The 3,147-nt window shown below is 53.6% G+C and carries 3 protein-coding genes; 1 reads left to right on the top strand and 2 read right to left on the bottom strand.

Translation table 11 applies throughout. The annotated features are described in order from the left end of the window. A partial coding sequence (locus HMPREF2959_RS12900) for a hypothetical protein (RefSeq protein WP_210398729.1) occupies positions 1–204 on the bottom strand: 204 nt, incomplete at its 3' end. 75 nt (positions 205–279) lie between these two features. Then, complete coding sequence (gene katA / locus HMPREF2959_RS06605) at positions 280–1,794, bottom strand: catalase KatA (RefSeq protein WP_002243207.1); 1,515 nt, start codon at positions 1,792–1,794, stop codon at positions 280–282. Between the two features lie 347 nt (positions 1,795–2,141). Here katA and HMPREF2959_RS06610 point away from each other — a divergent pair, with 347 nt between their 5' ends. Then, positions 2,142–2,993: an RNA polymerase factor sigma-54 gene (locus tag HMPREF2959_RS06610; protein ID WP_002239471.1), complete on the top strand. Its 852-nt coding sequence runs from the start codon at positions 2,142–2,144 to the stop codon at positions 2,991–2,993. Positions 2,994–3,147 lie beyond the last annotated feature (154 nt).

Raw genomic sequence — 3,147 nt, forward strand, 5'->3', positions numbered from 1 at the left:
ATTCCCACTTTCGTGGGAATGACGCGGAAAAGTTTTCGTGCCGGTTTGAACCGGTGGGGATGGTGCGGGAATGACGGCGGAAAAGTGGGCTGTGGGGCGGGAATGACGGGATATTTTGCGTTTAATAAAAAACGCCCACTGAAACGGCGGGGGTGGGGTGTGGAAATGCCGTCTGAAGCGGTCAAACGACGTTTCAGACGGCATTTTTATGCCCGGTTATTTCCGGTAGCGGACGGCGCGGGACAGGATTTCTTCAATTTCCATCCACATAATGCCCCCTTACAGCAAACCGGGCTGGCCGAGTGCGGGGTCGGTCGCGCGGGCGGCTTGTGCGTCTTCGACAGTCAGTCCGAGGGCTTTTGCCACGCCTTCGCCGTATGCCGGGTCGCAACGGTGGCAGTTGCGGATATGGCGGTATTTGATGAAGTCGGGCGCATCGCCCATGGCTGCGGCGGTGTTGCCGAACAAAGCCTGTTTCTGCTCATCGTTCATCAGGTTGAACAGGGCGCGCGGTTGGCTGAAATAGTCGTCATCGTCTTGGCGGTAGTCCCAGTGCGCCGCGTCGCCGTTGATTTTCAAAGGCGGTTCGGCGAAGTCGGGTTGTTGCTGCCATTGGCCGAAGCTGTTGGGTTCGTAGTGCGGCAGGCTGCCGTAGTTACCGTCGGCGCGGCCTTGGCCGTCGCGCTGGTTGCTGTGAACAGGGCAACGCGGACGGTTGACGGGGATTTGGCGGAAGTTCACGCCCAAACGGTAGCGTTGCGCATCGGCGTAATTGAACAAACGGGCTTGCAGCATTTTATCTGGGCTCGCGCCGATACCGGGAACGAGGTTGCTCGGTGCGAAGGCGGATTGTTCCACATCGGCGAAGAAGTTTTCGGGATTGCGGTTCAACTCGAATTCGCCCACTTCAATCAGCGGATAGTCTTTTTTCGGCCAAACTTTGGTCAAATCAAACGGATGATAGGGTACTTTTTCCGCATCGGCTTCAGGCATGACTTGGATGTACATCGTCCATTTCGGAAACTCGCCGCGCTCGATGGCTTCGTACAGGTCGCGTTGATGGCTTTCGCGGTCGTCGGCGATGATTTTGGCGGCTTCTTCGTTGGTCAGGTTTTTAATGCCTTGCTGGCTGCGGAAATGAAATTTCACCCAGAAACGCTCGCCTGCTTCGTTCCAGAAGCTGTAAGTATGCGAACCGAAGCCGTGCATATGGCGGTAGCTGGCGGGAATACCGCGGTCGCTCATCACGATGGTAACTTGGTGCAACGCTTCAGGCAGCAGCGTCCAGAAGTCCCAGTTGTTTGTGGCGGAACGCATATTGGTGCGCGGATCGCGTTTGACGGCTTTGTTCAGGTCAGGGAATTTACGCGGGTCGCGCAGGAAGAACACGGGCGTGTTGTTGCCGACCACATCCCAGTTGCCTTCTTCGGTATAAAATTTCAAGGCAAAACCGCGGATGTCGCGTTCTGCATCGGCTGCGCCGCGTTCGCCTGCCACGGTGGTGAAACGGGCGAACATCTCGGTTTTTTTGCCGACTTCGCTGAAGATTTTGGCGCGGGTGTATTTGGTGATGTCGTGCGTTACGGTAAACGTACCGAACGCGCCCGAACCTTTGGCGTGCATACGGCGTTCGGGGATGACTTCGCGCACGAAGTCGGCGAGTTTTTCATTCAGCCACAAATCCTGCGCCAGCAGAGGGCCGCGAGGACCGGCGGTCAGGCTGTTTTGATTGTCGGCAACAGGCGCGCCGTTGTTCATGGTCAGATGGGTTACAGGGCATTTGGAGGTAGTCATCGCTCTTGTTCCTTTTCTCAGGTTGGTCAAATGGGGGTAAACGGCTTACAGTACGATTTGGCGGAAAGCGTATTCGTAACCGGTTTCTTGATTGCAATAAATTTCTTGAATCGACATTTTATTTCCCTTTTGTAAAAACTATGGATGCGACTATACGCCAAGATTTTCGCTATTAAAACTATGAAATCGATTTAATATTATTATAAGCAATCGGTTTTTGATTTTCGTTTGTTTTTTGTTATCAGAAAGAATCCGAACCCGCTCATTAAAACCATTTATAATGCAATGACGCTTTGCGGCATTTTTTGCGCCGACAGGCTGAAAATAACAATTTTCCCCACATTATCATGACCTTACTCGGAATAAAGCTCAAACAGACCCAGCAGCTCAACCAGCGGCTGCAACAATCTTTGCGCGTATTGCAGATGTCGGGTATCGAACTTGAACGCGAGGTCGAAAACTGGCTGTCGGACAATCCCCTGCTCGAACGCAAAGACACGGATGAATTTTCCGATGCTAGGTTTTCCCATTACACCGCGCCTGCCCGTCAAATCGGCGGAGACGAAGGCGAAGATATGCTGTCCAACATCGCCGGTGAGCAGGATTTCAAGCAATACCTGCACGCGCAAGTATGCGAACACCCGCTTTCCGACCAAGAAGCCGCCTGTGTCCACATCCTTATCGATTTCCTTGACGAGCAGGGTTATCTGACCGACAGCATCGAAGACATCCTCGACCATACGCCCTTGGAGTGGATGTTGGATGAAGCAATGCTGAAACAAGCCCTGACTGCATTGCAAAAATTCGACCCGGCAGGCGTGGCCGCCGCCGATTTGAACGAATCGCTGATACTGCAGATAGAAAGATTGGGCGAATGTGCTGCCAAACCCGCCGCCCTGCATATCGTCCGAAACGCCCTCGACAGCATTGACGGCAACCGCAGCCAAACCCTCGCACGAATAAAAAAACACCTGCCCCAAACCGACAGCGGCACACTCGAAGCCGCACTCGACCTCATTGCTTCGCTCAATCCCTTTCCCGCCGCCGGTTTTGCCTCGTCCACACCCACGCCGTATTCTGACGAGGCACTCGCCAACCTGCTGGCTTTCCGCGGCATGGAGGTTTCTCGCCGCACCATTGCCAAATACAGAGAATCCCTTGAGATTCCGGCAGCACACAAACGCAAAACCGCAGAATAATTGCTGAATAATCTTATAAAGACAACAAACCAAAAGCCGGCATTTCTGCGAAAGCGGGAATGCCGAATCCGTCCGCGCGGAAACCTGCATCCCGTCATTCCCGCGAAAGAGGGAATCTAGAAACGCAAAGCTGCAAGAATTTATCGGAAATGAC

This window comes from Neisseria sp. HMSC070F02, from assembly GCF_001814225.1.
Classification (GTDB): domain Bacteria; phylum Pseudomonadota; class Gammaproteobacteria; order Burkholderiales; family Neisseriaceae; genus Neisseria; species Neisseria meningitidis.